Annotated in this window: 14 protein-coding genes, 2 tRNA genes and 1 riboswitch; of the genes, 14 read left to right on the plus strand and 2 right to left on the minus strand. The window is 42.6% G+C overall.

What is annotated here, in order from left to right:
- Positions 1 to 15 precede the first annotated feature (15 nt).
- Entirely contained in the window at positions 16 to 720 is a 705-nt protein-coding gene (locus ACJV7B_RS02540) for a regulatory protein RecX (RefSeq protein WP_419388894.1), read from the plus strand.
- A gap of 103 nt (positions 721 to 823) precedes the next feature.
- On the opposite strand, the gene thrC is transcribed toward ACJV7B_RS02540, so the two are convergent.
- Complete coding sequence (gene thrC / locus ACJV7B_RS02545; RefSeq protein WP_419388895.1) at positions 824 to 2,353, minus strand: threonine synthase; 1,530 nt, start codon at positions 2,351 to 2,353, stop codon at positions 824 to 826.
- A gap of 113 nt (positions 2,354 to 2,466) precedes the next feature.
- Here thrC and ACJV7B_RS02550 point away from each other — a divergent pair, with 113 nt between their 5' ends.
- The 9 genes from ACJV7B_RS02550 to ACJV7B_RS02590 all read left to right on the plus strand — a co-directional run bounded on the left by ACJV7B_RS02550 (position 2,467) and on the right by ACJV7B_RS02590 (position 9,991).
- Complete coding sequence (locus ACJV7B_RS02550; RefSeq protein WP_116794138.1) at positions 2,467 to 3,801, plus strand: glutamate-5-semialdehyde dehydrogenase; 1,335 nt, start codon at positions 2,467 to 2,469, stop codon at positions 3,799 to 3,801.
- A 38-nt stretch (positions 3,802 to 3,839) separates the two neighbouring features.
- The gene (locus tag ACJV7B_RS02555; protein ID WP_004137492.1) at positions 3,840 to 4,370 is read left to right on the plus strand and encodes a hypothetical protein; all 531 of its coding nucleotides are present in this window, start codon (positions 3,840 to 3,842) and stop codon (positions 4,368 to 4,370) included.
- On the plus strand, positions 4,360 to 5,169 hold the full coding sequence (nadD, locus tag ACJV7B_RS02560; RefSeq protein WP_004137491.1) for a nicotinate-nucleotide adenylyltransferase: 810 nt from the start codon (positions 4,360 to 4,362) through the stop codon (positions 5,167 to 5,169). Before ACJV7B_RS02555 ends, nadD begins: the two co-directional genes overlap by 11 nt.
- A gap of 96 nt (positions 5,170 to 5,265) precedes the next feature.
- The gene (locus ACJV7B_RS02565; protein ID WP_032841780.1) at positions 5,266 to 6,288 is read left to right on the plus strand and encodes a ribose-phosphate diphosphokinase; all 1,023 of its coding nucleotides are present in this window, start codon (positions 5,266 to 5,268) and stop codon (positions 6,286 to 6,288) included.
- A gap of 83 nt (positions 6,289 to 6,371) precedes the next feature.
- A tRNA-Gln gene (locus tag ACJV7B_RS02570) sits at positions 6,372 to 6,442 on the plus strand.
- A gap of 112 nt (positions 6,443 to 6,554) precedes the next feature.
- Positions 6,555 to 7,964 (plus strand): bifunctional UDP-N-acetylglucosamine diphosphorylase/glucosamine-1-phosphate N-acetyltransferase GlmU, encoded by a 1,410-nt coding sequence (gene glmU / locus ACJV7B_RS02575; protein WP_419388896.1) that lies wholly within the window; start codon positions 6,555 to 6,557, stop codon positions 7,962 to 7,964.
- Between the two features lie 34 nt (positions 7,965 to 7,998).
- Positions 7,999 to 8,817: a histidine phosphatase family protein gene (locus ACJV7B_RS02580; protein WP_419388897.1), complete on the plus strand. Its 819-nt coding sequence runs from the start codon at positions 7,999 to 8,001 to the stop codon at positions 8,815 to 8,817.
- Positions 8,818 to 8,967: 150 nt separating this feature from the next.
- Positions 8,968 to 9,468, plus strand: coding sequence for a LytTR family DNA-binding domain-containing protein (locus ACJV7B_RS02585; RefSeq protein WP_419388898.1), 501 nt, complete (start codon positions 8,968 to 8,970; stop codon positions 9,466 to 9,468).
- 73 nt (positions 9,469 to 9,541) lie between these two features.
- Positions 9,542 to 9,991, plus strand: a complete 450-nt coding sequence (locus tag ACJV7B_RS02590) for a DUF3021 family protein (RefSeq protein ID WP_119521646.1) — start codon at positions 9,542 to 9,544, stop codon at positions 9,989 to 9,991.
- Positions 9,992 to 10,122: 131 nt separating this feature from the next.
- On the opposite strand, the gene ACJV7B_RS02595 is transcribed toward ACJV7B_RS02590, so the two are convergent.
- A complete protein-coding gene (locus tag ACJV7B_RS02595; RefSeq protein ID WP_116794133.1) occupies positions 10,123 to 10,527 on the minus strand; it encodes a pyridoxamine 5'-phosphate oxidase family protein in 405 nt (134 codons plus the stop codon).
- Positions 10,528 to 10,986: 459 nt separating this feature from the next.
- Here ACJV7B_RS02595 and ACJV7B_RS02600 point away from each other — a divergent pair, with 459 nt between their 5' ends.
- The 4 genes from ACJV7B_RS02600 to ACJV7B_RS02615 all read left to right on the plus strand — a co-directional run bounded on the left by ACJV7B_RS02600 (position 10,987) and on the right by ACJV7B_RS02615 (position 15,159).
- A complete protein-coding gene (locus ACJV7B_RS02600; protein ID WP_419388922.1) occupies positions 10,987 to 11,892 on the plus strand; it encodes a DMT family transporter in 906 nt (301 codons plus the stop codon).
- Between the two features lie 133 nt (positions 11,893 to 12,025).
- A complete protein-coding gene (locus tag ACJV7B_RS02605) occupies positions 12,026 to 13,144 on the plus strand; it encodes a hypothetical protein (RefSeq protein ID WP_419388899.1) in 1,119 nt (372 codons plus the stop codon).
- Positions 13,145 to 13,253: 109 nt separating this feature from the next.
- A tRNA-Ala gene (locus ACJV7B_RS02610) sits at positions 13,254 to 13,326 on the plus strand.
- A 104-nt stretch (positions 13,327 to 13,430) separates the two neighbouring features.
- Positions 13,431 to 13,618: riboswitch (Lysine riboswitch) on the plus strand.
- A 47-nt stretch (positions 13,619 to 13,665) separates the two neighbouring features.
- On the plus strand, positions 13,666 to 15,159 hold the full coding sequence (locus ACJV7B_RS02615; protein WP_419388900.1) for an amino acid permease: 1,494 nt from the start codon (positions 13,666 to 13,668) through the stop codon (positions 15,157 to 15,159).
- Positions 15,160 to 15,294: the final 135 nt, after the last annotated feature.

Consider the following 15,294-nt stretch of genomic DNA (forward strand, 5'->3'; position numbering starts at 1 on the left):
ATAAAGCGAATTGATATGGTGATTAGTGTAGCGAGTTTTCTTCGCAATCATCCAGTAACGCTTACTAGAGAAGGTGATGAAAGTAATGACATCACTCTTAATACTCGTAAGCGCACATCGCGTAAATCATCACGTTTAAGCGCAAAAACTAATACAAACAACATGCCGTATGTAAAAGGCGCTAACAAGTGTGATTTAAACGATAAGAATTTCGCAAGTGCCGGGCTTTGCGCGAGTAACAAGCCTTGTGAAGGTGATGAAGATGATTGTAGGGAAGCAGCTTTAAGACTTTTAGATTATGCTCCTCGCTCTGTAATAGATATGCGTCAGCGTCTTAAAGAAAAAGGCTACTGTGAAGTTGTTGTTGACTCGGTTATTAACCGTTTAATTGAATTGCATCTTCTTGACGACAATCAATACGCTCAAATGGTAATTCGCTCTTGCGTAGCACGGCTTCTTGGTGCTAGAGCTACACGCATGGAATTGCATCGTAAGAATGTTGATCCTGACGCTATTTCGAAATGCGTGGAGTTAGCTCAAAACTCTGGAGTATTTACTGAAGCAGCTTGGGAGCTTGGCCGAAAAACTGCTCAACGTACGAAAAATCTTGAGCCTTTAGTTAGAAGACGCAGATTTTTTGCAGCTGCTGCTAGAAAAGGGCATGATTTAAACGTTATTAACGAAGTATATGCCGCTTTGTTTATAAGTGATAATGAATAATAAAAGAGGCTGGTTTCTAATAATCCAGCCTCTTTTTATTGTTTTTATTGTCTCTACTATTTTTACTATTTACTGTTTTACTTTTCCTTTACCTAAATCGCGTTCATTTAGCGAAATTATTCGCCTGCGTTTGAACATAGCTAGGCATTTGTGAAATATCAATAACATCAGTAAAACGTGGCGTCTTATTTTCAAGTTCTCTAAGCATGCTTGGAGCTTTCGTTCCTGTTGCTTCACTAAGAGCATCCATGCATTGGAAATCATCCATATTTTGCACATTCTTAAGTCCTAAAGCTTCAGCCACTACGCGCGGGAACTTATAAGGGCTTGCAGTGCTTAAAAGTACTCGCGGTACGTTTTCATCATGCGGAATATGCTGCATAACAAAGTATCCGCAAGCAGTATGCGGGTCAATAACATACTTGTACTTGTTCCAGCAGTCAGAAATAGCTTCGCGAATCTGATTCTCATTTGCCCAGCCGCAGCCAAAAATAGCTCGTATTTTTGCAAGCACGTTTTCTGGAATCTCAAAAGCGCCCCACTGAGCTAAATCATTCATAAGCATTTGTATTAAACGCGTGTCTTTATCGCACATGTAGTAAAGCATGCGTTCCAAATTAGAGGAAACCAAAATATCCATTGAAGGAGCAACAGTGTGATGGAATGGGCGCTGACGGTTATAAGTTCCGCTTACCAAAAAATCGAATAAAACATTATTGCTATTGCTTGCAACAATAAGATGTTTTACAGGAAGACCAAGCATTTTTGCGTAATATCCAGCAAGAATATCGCCAAAATTACCGGTTGGTACGCAAAACTCAACTTCGTCGCCAAGAGCTATTGCTTTACGCTCAACAAGCTGCTTATAAGCCGCAAAATAGTATACGACTTGTGGCACGAGTCGTCCAACATTTATTGAATTAGCAGAAGATAATTCAGTGTTCGAAGATTCTTCAATATTTTTATTAAGCTCACTATTCGTGAAAATCTGTTTTACGCCAGTTTGAGCATCGTCAAAATTGCCTCGGACTGCGCAAACTTGCACGTTTTTACCAGCTTGAGTTGTCATTTGTAATTCTTGAACGCGGCTAACTTTTCCTTCTGGGTAAAAAGTAACCATAGAAGTGCCTGGAACATCGGCAAAACCAGCCAAAGCTGCTTTTCCAGTATCTCCAGAAGTTGCGGTCAAAATCATAACATTCTGATTATTGTTTGATTCAGATTTTTCGGTTTTGTTTTGGCTGCGGCTCATAAGCTGTGGAAGCATTTGTAAAGCAACGTCCTTAAAAGCGCAAGTAGGACCGTGGAAAAGTTCCATAACAAAATCGCGAGTATTTCCAAGCTGACGAATTGGAGTAATGTCAGAGTTAGACCATTGGTCTGCGTATGCAAGTTTTACGCAATCAGAAAGCTCTTCTTGAGAGTAATCAGGAAGCAAGATTTGCAAAATATCTTTAGCTATTTCATGGTAGGATTTTCCTTGCAATTTAGAAATATCGTAACGTGTGCTGCCAAGAGTGTCGGCTACAAATAATCCGCCGTCTTCGGCAATACCTTGACGAATTGCCTGCTTAGCAGTGCAAGTTGGAGTAGTTGCGCGCGTGCTATGAAAAATAGCTGTATCTTCTGCCATAATGTCTCCGTAACCGAATAATCATATGGAATATTTGTGCAAATTATGCATCGTCTTATAAAAATATGCTACCCGAAGCGCTGGGCGAACGGGCGTGTGCTAATCTCATAATTATGACAACTCTTGATTCTAAACAGGAAAATAAAGCCAATAATCTACAAGGGGGAACGTTGAGCGTTGACGATTTAGTTAATGGGCGCGCGGATTTAGCAAGGCTTGCTTGGCGAGATTTTTCCAAAACGGATACTAGAACAAAAAATGAGCTTCTTGAAAAAATGGCTGACGCTTTGGATTTAGCAGCTTTAGATATTGCCGCCGCTAATGAAAAAGATCTTAAAGAAGCCGAAGCTAAAGGAATGGATGCTGGAAAGCTCGACAGGCTTAAATTTGACGAAAAGCGTGTGAAAAATTCTGCTCAAAGCGTAAGAAAAATTGCGCAATTGCAAGATCCTGTAGGAGAAGTTGTTCGCGGATACACTCTTCCTAATGGTATTAAACTTTCGCAAGTTCGCGTGCCAATTGGCGTTATGGGAATGATTTATGAGGCTCGCCCAAACGTCACTATTGACGTTGCAGCTTTGTGCTTAAAGTCTGGTAATGCTGCAATTTTGCGAGGCGGAAGTGCGGCTCAAAATACGAATCAAAAAAGCATTGAGATTATTGGAAGTGTGCTTAAAAAAGCCGGTTTTAGTGCAGATTTAATTCAGTCGGTTGACGATTTAGGTAGGTCGGGGGCCACGGCCATGATGCACGCGCACGGTCATATTGATGTTCTAGTTCCGCGCGGTAGTGCGAATCTTATTGCTACGGTTGTTAAAGAGTCTACAGTGCCGGTTATTGAAACTGGTGCTGGAAACGTGCATATTTATGTAGATAAAAGCGCTGATATTAAAAAAGCTATACCGATTGTTATTAACGCAAAAACTCAGCGCGTAGGTGTGTGTAATGCGGCAGAAAAATTATTGGTAAATCGCAATATTGCGCAGGAATTTTTACCGCAAGTTGGCGCTGCTTTAGCTGAGCATAATGTTATTTTGCATGCTGACGATAAATCTTACGAAATTTTGCAATCTGCTAATATTGCAGGTTTGCAGCTTGAGCATGCAACTTGCGAGGATTGGAAACGCGAGTATTTGTCGCTTAATATGGGCGTAAAAATTGTGGACGATGCTTTTGATGCTGCAAATCATATAGCGAAGTATTCTACAGGGCATACGGAAACAATTATTGCTGAAGATTACGAAACGATTCAAAGTTTTATTGCGAATGTTGATTCTGCAGTGGTGATGGTGAATGCTTCAACGCGCTTTACGGATGGTGGAGAGTTTGGTTTTGGTGCTGAGCTTGGAATATCGACGCAAAAATTGCATGCAAGAGGCCCTATGGGATTGCGTGAGATGACAACAACCAAGTGGATTGGCTACGGCAGCGGTCAGATACGCGAGTAGTACTGGTTTTGATAGTTACGTGGCGGTAAGGTAAGAGTATGCCTAATGATATGCCTAAGAATGATGTGAATATAACTCCGGCTGAAGCGCTTAATATTGCGGCTGAGCGTTTGTCGATTGTGCGCTATGTGTTTTTGGTGCAAATTGAGGATGGTATTGCCTCCGCGCAACAGCGTTCCTCGCTTGAATATGCGGATGCTGTGCTTATGGGATGGCCGGATGCTGACGCAAATGACGTAACGCTTCCTGAAGATGATGCGTTTTCTAGCGTTCTTGAGCAAATGGGTCGAATGGAAAAGAATATTCGTGAATTTAGTGCTTTAGAGCGCAATAATGATGTTGATGCAATGACATCAATGCTTGTTAAAATCACTGAATCTGTGGCAAAAATTCGCGGCACGTATCAGCCTGATTTCCCTCTTCCAACTTTTGCTGAAATTCAGCGTGTTGTTAAGGACGAGTGGGATGAGGAGATGGGGAATATTAACCCAGATAGTGCGAATGATGCTTCTGGGGTAGTTAGTGAAACTGAGGCTGAAGATAAGGAATCTGAAGCGAATGAGTCCTGAAAATAACACAGATGCTCAGCGGCGAATGTCTGACCTGTTTCAAGGTTCGTTTACCGGAAAAGAAGCGGCTCCTCCTGCGGTAGCAACTTCTATGCGAAAGCGCACTTCTGCACGCGGTAACGTTCATGAGCGTCAGCGTATTGGCATTATGGGTGGAACTTTTGATCCTATTCATAACGGCCACTTGGTTGCGGCTTCTGAAGTTGCGTGGGTTTATGATTTGGACGAGGTTATTTTCGTGCCAACTGGTAGGCCTGTTTTTAAGCTTGATAAAAAAGTTACGAATGCTGAGGACCGTTATTTAATGACGGTTATTGCAACGGCTTCTAATCCTAAGTTTACTGTTTCTAGGGTTGATATTGACCGTCCAGGAGTTACTTACACTATTGATACTTTGCAAGATATTCACGCGCAGCATCCGGATGCGGAGCTTTTCTTCATTACTGGAGCGGATGCTGTGGCGGAAATTATGCAGTGGAAGAATGCGCGCGAAATGTGGAATTTGGCGCGATTTGTAGCAGTAACTCGCCCGGGGTATTCTAGGCCGGAAAAGTTGGAGTCTAATTTGCCTTTTATTACTAGGCAGCTGAATGTGAACAGTGCTGGAAATGTTGCAAATTATGACGATATTGTTCACTGCGATTCTGAACATTTGCCGGTTGATATTTTGGAGATTCCAGCATTGTCGATTTCTTCTACGGATGTTCGCCGTCGCGCTGAGCATGGTGAACCAGTATGGTATTTAGTTCCGGATGGAGTAGTGCAGTACATTGTTAAGCACGGCTTGTATAGGTCGTGACTATTTACTTTTTCGGCTTGTCGCCGCAAGTCTGCGCAAAAAGTTAGTATTGAATATGTTCATTTCGCGAACTAAAGCGAACTAACGTTTGGAGATATGGTGAGCATCGTCCTTGAAGGAAAGCCAGATAAAAACCTTGTTCTCGTTACTGGTCGCGCCCATCCGAAACTTGCTCGTGATGTAGCAGACCAGCTTGGCATTGATGTATTGGAAACAACGGCATACGATTTTGCTAATGGCGAAATGTATGTTCGTTACACGCAGTCGGTGCGCGGTACGGATGTGTTCGTATTGCAGAGTCACAGCGACCCTGTCAACAAGTCCATTATGGAACAGTTGATTATGATTGACGCTTTGAAGCGCGCTTCTGCTCGTTCGATTACTGCAGTTTGCCCACTTCTTGGCTATTCTCGTCAGGATAAGAAGCATCGCGGTCGTGAGCCTATTTCTTGCCGCTTGATGTTTGATTTGCTTAAAACTGCTGGCGCTGACCGCATTATGAGCGTTGATTTGCATGCGGCTCAGTCTCAGGGATTCTTCGACGGTCCTGTTGACCACTTGATTGCTATGCCTGTTTTGGTTGATTATGTGCGCGATCGTTTTCGTGAAGATCTTGCAAACGTAACTGTTGTGTCTCCGGATGCTGGCCGTATTCGCGTGGCTGAACAGTGGGCGCAGCGTTTAGGCGGCGGTCCTTTGGCTTTTGTGCATAAGACTCGCGATATTACATGCCCGAATAAGGCTGTTGCAAACCGCGTTGTTGGTGACGTTGCTGGTCGCGATTGCGTTATGGTTGATGACTTGATTGATACTGCTGGCACTATTGCTGGCGCTTGCAACGTGTTGAAGGAAGCTGGAGCTAAGTCTGTTACAGTTGTTGCAACTCACGGCGTGCTTTCTGGCCCTGCGGTTGAGCGTTTGAAGGCTTGTGGCGCTCGCGAAGTTGTGTTGACGGATACTGTGCCTATTCCGGAAGAAAAGCGTTGGGATGGTTTGACTGTTCTTTCTATTGCTCCTCTTCTTGCAAGCGCAATTAAAGCAGTATTTGAAGATGGTTCGGTTGCGAAGCTTTTCGACACTTACCCGGAACATCACGGTCAAGGCTTCCTATTTGCGTAAACGCTGATTTTACTTTTCGCCACGCCAAATTTGACGAAGTCAATTCGTGTGGCATAATAGTGACTTGGCGGTTTTTCCGCCGTTCCCTCATGGTGTAATGGCAGCACACGGGTCTTTGGAACCCTTTGTCTTGGTTCGAATCCAGGTGAGGGAGCTTATACAGGCGCTACTTGTTTTGCAAGTAGCGTTTTTGTTTTGGATAGGCGTTAAGACGTAATAGAATTAAATAAGTAAGAATATTATTTAATACAAAATAAGGAGCATGCGTGGAAAAGCATGATGTGGCCGCGGCAATTATTTTAGCGGCGGGTGAAGGTACGCGTATGCGTTCAGCAACTCCGAAAGTACTTCATAACTTTGCTGGAAAAACATTCCTAAATCGTGTTATGAGCGCAATTGCTGGCGTAAATCCAAATAAGATGGCTGTAGTTGTGCATGCTCAGGCTGAACGCGTAACCGCTGCAGCTGTTAGCTATAACAAGAATGTGCATATTGTAAATCAGGACGAAACCCCTGGAACTGGCCGCGCAGTTCAGTGCGCTATTAAAGATCTTAACGAAATCGCTAAAAAAGAAACTGGCGAAACGTTAAAAGGTGCTGTGTTAATTGCAGCAAGCGATATGCCTCTTTTGGACACTAAAACTCTTCAATCTTTAGTAGATTTTCACAATAATCATGGCAATGTTGCAACTGTTCTTACAGCAGTATTAGACGATGCTACTGGCTACGGCCGTATTGTTCGCGAAGCAAACGGCGATGTTTTGCGAATCGTAGAGCATAAGGATGCTAATGCTGGAGAACTTGAAATTAAAGAAGTAAACACTTCCGTATACGTGTTTGATGCGACTGTATTATGTGACGCAATTGCAAACTTAAATTCTCAAAATGCTCAAGGCGAGTTTTATTTAACGGATGCTTTGGAACATGCTCGAAAGTTTGGTCATGTGGGAGCGATGTCTGCTCCTGACCCACTTAGCGTAGAGGGTGTTAATACTCGTGTGCAGTTGTCTGCGCTCGCAAAAGCTTATAATAAGCGCGTGTGTGAGCATTGGATGCTTGAAGGCGTAACTATTCTTGATCCGGATACTACTTGGATTGAAGATGATGTTACTCTTGCTCAAGATGTGACGGTTCTTCCTGGCTGCTTCCTTCAAGGTCATACTAATGTTTTAAGCGGCGCTGTTGTTGGCCCTTATACGACTCTTATTGATGCGCAAGTTGACGAGGATGCTGTAGTTGAGCGTTCGCGTGTGCAAGAATCGCATATTTGCAGGGCTGCTAACATTGGTCCGTGGACGTATTTGCGCGCGGGAAATGTGCTTGGTGAAGAAAGTAAGGCCGGCGCTTTCGTGGAAATGAAGAAGGCGCATATTGGTAACGGCACTAAGGTTCCGCATTTAAGCTATATTGGCGATGCCAACTTGGGTGAGCATACGAATATTGGTGGCGGCACGATTACTGCAAACTATGATGGAGTGCATAAGAATCATACGAGTATTGGTTCTGGTGTTCACGTTGGTGCAGGTAATCTTTTTGTGGCTCCAGTAAATGTGTCTGATGGTGTAACTACGGGTGCTGGCTCTGTTGTGCGTCACGATGTTCCGGCTGATTCTATGGTGTATTCGGAAAATGCTCAGCACGTAATTGAAGGCTGGAAGCCTAGCTGGGAGCGTTAAATTATTTATAAAAGGCTTTAGAAGGCGGTAGATTATGGTTGATTTTGTTGAAAACGTTGCGAGTAACGTAAATAATTCCGTTAATAGTGCTCATGAAGGACTTGCGCGCTCTGTTATGCTTATTCGTCACGGCCAGACGCCTTATAATGCGCAGTTTCGTCTTCAAGGCATGATTGATATTGCTTTGGATGAGTCTGGAATGGATCAGGTGACTCGCTCTGGTAAGGCTTTGCGCGTGCTTTTTGGCGCTTCTGATTTGGAAGATCCAAAGGATCCGAATAGCCAGGAGCATGTGCGCATTACGCCGGAAGAAGCGGACGCGAGTTTTGTGGCGATTGTTTCTCCTCTTATTCGCGCGCAGCAAACAGCTCACGCTTTTGCGGATAAGCTTGGGCTTCATGTGCATGTTGAAAATGGCGTGCGCGAGCGCTTCTTTGGCGAGTGGGAAGGCCTTAATCGCCAGCAAATTAGCGAAAAATGGCCGGAAGATTTTAACGCTTGGGTAAAAGGCGAAGGCGGAGAGCTTCGCCACGGTGCAGAAACTAAGCAGGAAGTAGGAGAGCGTGCAGCTGCAACTGTTGAACAGTGGACGCGCAAAACCGGTTCCGACCGCGATTTGCTAGTGTTTTCTCACGGCTCTTGTCTTTCGCAAACTGTTCATAAGCTTCTTGGATTAGACAAGGTGGATCCTTCTTATAAGACGATTGGCGGAATGGGAAACGGTCGTTGGGCGCGCTTAATTCCAAGTCTTAATGCGGATGGTTCGATTCATTGGCGTTTGGATGCTTACGATCAAGGCCCTGCAGCTGATCCTACAAGCCAGCGTCTTATTCGCATTTGGGGAGCAGCTTAATCGGCATAATCTCTTCTTTTTACCGCTTATATTCCTAAAACTACCGTTTAGCGATTTTGTAAAGACAGACTATTTACAGTGCCGTATAGTCAAAATTACAAAACAAAAAGCTAGCAAACGCTAACGGTAGAACTACGGAAGGGAGGCTTGATGAAAGTAACAATTGCTATTGTGCCGCCAGAAGAAGAGCAGCACGCTCAGTTGTCGCTTCACAATATTGACGATAATCTTAAACGCATTATATCCAGCTTGCAAAGTATTGATTCTAAAAATGCAGACGCAAGCAGCGCCGAAAATAATACTGCGGACGCGGCAAATAGCAACAATAATTCATTCATATACGGTTATATTAATGATTCGATTATTGTTATGCACGAGCCAGATGTGATTATGATTTGCGTAGAAAATTCGCGCGTAATCATTCACAGCGATAAAGGCGAGTGTGTTTCTTACAAGCGCTTAATGGATTTTGATAATCCGCAATTCGCGTCGTTTGTGCGCATATCTAAATCCGCAATCGTGAACTTGAATCGCATTGTTCGAGTAGATCCAGGATTTGGCGGAAGTATGAGCGTAAAAATGGACGACGGAAGCGTTGAGTGGATTAGTCGCAGATGCTTGAGCTCGTTCAAAAAGCGCTTGGGAATGTAGTTTTAAGCGTAGTCAAATATAAAACAAAAATTTTAATACTAATTTTTTAATACTTAAAAGGGAAACGATTATTATGGAAAAGCAAGTTACAACTTTAGGCAAAACAATGGCAAAAAACATTGTTAAAGGCATTGGCATAGGGTGCACTATTTTTACAGTAATGTCTTTTATTTCAAGCCTGTTAGCGCATAGCGCGGTTGGAAACAGAATTGCATCTTATGCTGTAGCCGCGTTTGTTATAGGCATAGGATATGGAGTGTTCGCTATTTTTTGGTCGAATGAACGCATGTCAAATCTTGCAAAGTTCGTTTTTGCGCTAGTTCCACCAATTGCTATTCAATTTATTGTATCGGTGATTGTTGGTTGGATTTCATTCAAAGATGAGCCAGCTGTGATTTGCGGATGGATTGCGTTCACTGTTATTTTCCCGATTGCGATTGCTGCAATAATTTATTACTTCGAGAAGAAGAAAGCGGAAGAAATGAATGTTAGGTTGCAAGCATTGCGTAAAGAAAATAAGTAAATTAGCAACAACTAAGTAATTAAATAAAGAATTGAGTGGTGTTCATCTTCGCCTTTGAGGACGAACGCCACTCGATATTGTATTCCGCTTGCTTGAAACGTACTAATTCGGCGTTTTGCTCAAGCTACGAATTAATCTTTTGCGATTGTTTTGCCGGCAGTAGCTCCAGAAGTCAAATCCTGAATCTCAGTAATTTCCATAACTGGAACTGCAGCTGGCTTCTTTGTGCCTTTTTCTTCGGCCACACGAACCTGCTCGTCGTAAATCGCGTCATCCGTGTGAAGAGTTACGGTTCCACGGAAGCGATAACCCTTCTTTTCTGCCAAATTAGCAAAAGCAACTACTAGCTGGCTGCCGTCTTGCAAGTTCTTAAAATGCTGGCCGGCAGTGCGCTCGTGGTAGGCAAGGTGGTTGTCGTCAAGCACGAACATAGACATTTTTGGTCCTAAATCAAGTTCGCCATCTTTGCTTACTGTTGCAATCCAAGCCAAATTATTAGCAATAAATTCTTTCATATCTGCATTAAGAGTTGCCATAATATTTCCTTTCGTTATTAGTAAAATTGCGCGCGTCTGTGGTGTGCAATTAAACAAGTCATTACTTTTACATTACGCTTCTTTAGAAGAGTATACGAGTGTGTGCTGCAAAAAATTACGCAGTTGTGATATAAATCACCGAATTTTATAAAAATTACTTATGTGAAAGATATAAAGCAAAATAGTTAAGTATATCGGTTTTATGAAGCGCGTATCGGAAATTTTCCTGAGGAACGCCGAAAAGTTGTACTTTTCCCGATTTTATGGCTAATCTGTGTATTTTATAAACTAAATTCACTAAATAAAAGAAAATTTTAAGGAAGCGACTTTAAGGAAGTAACTTTTATGAAGCGGCTTTAAGGAAGCGACTTTTATTAGTGGATTAACTTTTATAGTTGAAGGGGAGGCATTATGAAAGCTAATGGTGAAGCAGCTAAATCAATAGTTGATAAATCTGGCATGCCTAAAGGGAACAGTGTTCATATTTCTCAACTAATGTTGTTAGTTTGCGCTGCTATTTGGGGTGGCAGCTACGTTTCTTCAAAGTATGCTCTCGAAGTTTTTCCGGTTCAATGGCTTATGGGAGTGCGCATGATTGGTGCGTGCGCGATTATGTTTGTAATTTTTTTCGGCACTCTTCGTAAAACTTTTACAAAAAAATTGATTATTCCTTCGCTAATAACTGGTGTTACATACTATGCGACTTTAGTTTTGCAAACTGAAGGATTGCAAACAATTGATCCGGGTCGTAGCGCTTTTCTTACTGCAGCCTACTGCGTTATTACACCATTTTCAGCTTGGCTAATTGTTAAGAAAAAGCCTACAATACTAGGCTTAATTGCTGCTGTAGTTTGTGTTGCTGGCGTTGGTTTTGTGGCTTTAAAGCCAGGAATGTTCGCTCTTACGCTTTCTTATGGCGATATTCTGACTCTTGTATGCGCTGCAGTTTTCGCTTTTAATCTTACGTTCCTTGCGTATTATTCAAGAAAATATAATCCTGTAACTTTAACTTTTGGACAATTTGTTGTTTCAGGAGTGCTGTTCTTAGCTGGAGCGTTAATTTATGAGCCTTTGCCTAATTTCAACGGCGCGGATAATCTTTCTATTTTTGCAAACATGTTCTACTTAATTGTTGTGGTGACTGTTGCTGCGCAAATTATGCAAAACTATAGTTTGGTTAATCTTTCTACGGCAAACGCATCGGTTATTATGTGCACTGAAAGCTTATTTACTCTACTATTTTCTACGCTGCTTTACCATGAGTATGTGTCAAATATGGCATTTGTGGGATTTGCTTTAATATTTGCAGCCATTATTATTGCAAGCTTGGGCGAACATTATGGAAGCAAAGAAAGAACTAAGTAGATTCCTAAAATAGCTATCCAACTCATGCCTTGAGTGATACCATCGTTGTGAGTGGTAATTTGTAATTTGTAATAAGTTTATACATATTGCATTTATGTTTCGCAATACATTGTTAGGTAGTTAAGGTAAACACGTGAAGAATTTCTTCAAAGGCATATCATTTACGCAGGTTTTAGCGGGTTCGCTGGCAGCAGTGACCTCGTTTTTGCTCGCTTCTAAAATTGGTATTGCCGGTTCGGTTATTGGTGTGGCTATTGGTTCGATTGTGTCGGCTGTGGCTTCTCAGCTGTATCAGAATGTTATTCACGCTTCTTCCCGTAAGTTAGCTGAAGCAAATCCTAAGAATCTTAATAATTCTGATTCTGCTGGTACTTCTGACGCTGCTGGTTATGCTAATGATTCGAAGCAATATAAAGATAATGTTCAAACTCTTAACATGCATCCTGTATACAATGTTGAAGTAAGAAATGCTGGATATAAAGTCGCGGGAGATGATGCTCGTATGGCGTATTCTAGGCAAAATGGTGAAGTTAATTCTGGGCGAACTATAAGCTCTGAAGCTAAAGATCCAGAATTAGAAAATACGCGACTTTTAGAGCTTTCTGCTTTACGCGAGCAGCGCGAAGAAGATATGGAATTGTCGGAAGGCGATTTGAGCCAGCCTGTGCCGTTATCTGAAGCTATTCGCGATTCTAAGTATGCTAACGCAAGTAATTTAGATCGACGTAAGAATAGTTATGCTGCAACTATTACTATAGCTGTAATAAGCGCTTTAGTTGCTGTTGTTGCCACTGCAGGAATTGTTTTGCTTTTTACGCAAGGCAAGGGAACGGACAATATTCAGCCTCAGCAGATTCAGCAGAAGCCTAAAAATCAGGTAAATCCTCAACAAAATAGCAATAATGGCGTTGAGCATAAGAAGCCGTCTGATAGTGATTCAGAAAATCAGGATTCAGAAAAAGAGGATGAAAACAAAGGTTTACATTCCCGCGATGACTCAGATTCTAATTTAGGAAATTCTACTGACGGTGAGCCTGGTGGTGATAATTCTTCAACAAGTGGCGGATCGCATTCTGGAGAATCAACTTCGGGAAGTAACTCAAGCGGGGAGTCCTCCTCGTCGTCAACTGCTCCTGGTGGTGCTTCAGGTAGCTCTTCTAACGGTGGTTTAGGATCTTCTTCAGGGGGAGCTTCAGGCGGAGCGTCTACTTCTGGAAATGCAGAAAATTCCGGTAGTTCAAACGGTAATTAAGTAGCAATATTTTTAGTAATATTTAAGCTGATTCGACACGCCGCATTTGGATAGAGCGCTAATTTGTTGTATTCTATCAAAGGTTCGCTTGAACAGCATAACTAAAAATGGGGCTATGGCGCAGCTGGTAGCGCATCTCCATGGCATGGAGGGGGTCGGGGGTTCGAATCCCCCTAGCTCCACGATTTATCTCGGCAGGTTACATAATTTGCCGAGATTTTTTTTATTCTCTTTTCGCCACGCCGCAATTCTGTATGTTTGTCGCTAAGTAGTACTAATAATGAACACCATCGACCAGAGGTTGCGCTCAACAAGAGTAGTAAGTATGAGCTCGGAAAAGCGTTGATTACTTACAAAAGGGGAGAGCGCCGAAGTTTACTGCTGATTTCCAAAGGTAGTGAGCTGGGACTTGGTTTAATAAACCAAGTACTGTCGCAGCGATTTCGGCATTCGCTGCGGAGCGCTATCGACACGCACGCTGTTGCTTGTTTTGCCTCTGAGACGACATAAAAGGAGGAAAAATGAGTAATAGTTCATTACCATCTACTGCTGAACAAACTTCTCAGCAGAATCACGATGTTCATCGTGCTTTGAAAACACGTCATATTTCCATGATTGCTTTAGGCGGCAGCATTGGTACCGGCTTATTTGTTGCCAGTGGTGCAACAATTCACATGGCTGGTCCTGGCGGCGCTTTGTTTGCTTACGGCGCAATAGGCATAATGGTTTACTTCCTTATGACTTCTCTTGGAGAAATGGCAACGTTTATGCCTATTAGTGGCTCGTTTGCTTCGTACTCCGGACGCTTTGTTGATCCTGCTTTAGGTTTTGCAATGGGCTGGAACTATTGGTTTAACTGGGCTATTACGGTGGCTGTAGACGTTAGTACTGCAGCAATAGTTTTGCAATACTGGTTCCCGAAAGTGCCAATATGGATTTTCTCACTTTCGGTTCTTATGCTTATTTTGCTGATTAACGTTCTTACAGTTAAGTGCTTCGGAGAAACAGAATACTGGCTTTCTATTGTGAAAGTTGTTGCGGTTATTGTGTTCCTCGTTGTTGGCATGCTTACAATTGTTGGAATTATTGGCGGCAAAGCTCCATTCTTGCAAAACTTTACGCATAAAGATGCTCCGTTTGCTGGTGGTGTTCCTGCAGTGCTGTGCGCGTTTGCTATTGCTGGCTTCTCCTTCCAAGGAACTGAGCTTATTGGTATTACTGCTGGAGAGTCTGCAACGCCAGAAAAGAGTATTCCGAAGGCTGTTAAGCAAGTATTCTGGCGTATTCTTCTTTTCTACATTCTTGCGATTTTCGTTATTGCGTGCATTATTCCTTACACCGACAAGAATTTGCTTGGATCCGAAGTAACTGATATTGCTATAAGCCCATTCACGCTTGTGTTCCAGCGTGCAGGTCTTGCAGCTGCTGCAGCAGTTATGAATGCTGTTATTTTGACTTCTGTTATTTCTGCAGCAAATTCCGGAATGTACGCTTCTACTAGAATGCTTTATGCTCTTGCAAAAGATGGTAATGCTCCAAAAGTTTTCGGAAAAGTAAGCCTCCGCGGTATTCCAGTTCCAGCTTTAATTGCAACATTTGTGGTGGCTTTGTTCACGTTCTTCATGAGTATTTTTGGCTCGCAAATATACATGTTCCTGGTTGCTGCAAGTGGTTTAACAGGCTTTATTGCTTGGGCTGGTATTGCTTTAGCGCATTACCGCTTTAGAAAAGCGTATGTGGCTCAGGGGCATTCTTTGGACGATTTAGTGTACCGAGCAAAGTGGTATCCTTTTGGTCCGATTGTTGCGTTCCTTTTGTGCGTTTTGGTTATTGTTGGCCAGGATTTGCACTCATTTGCAACTCTTAACTGGCAGGCCATTGGCATTACGTACATGTCTGTGCCACTGTTCTTAATTTTGTACGTTGGATACAAGATTAAGAATCATACTAAGGTTATTCCGCTTGAAGAAGTTGATTTAGCCGGTATTAAAGCTGCTAATCAGGCAAGAGCTTAAAAACTATTTAAGGCACAAATAAAGCTCCCAACGAATCCGTTGGGAGCTTTATTTTATAATTCTATTTTATTAATGTGCTGCAGGTGGGTTTTGTGCAGGTGGGTTGGTTGTAGGTGGGTTGGTTGTAGGTGGGTT

This window comes from Gardnerella bretellae (assembly GCF_048545135.1).
Taxonomy (GTDB): domain Bacteria; phylum Actinomycetota; class Actinomycetes; order Actinomycetales; family Bifidobacteriaceae; genus Bifidobacterium; species Bifidobacterium greenwoodii.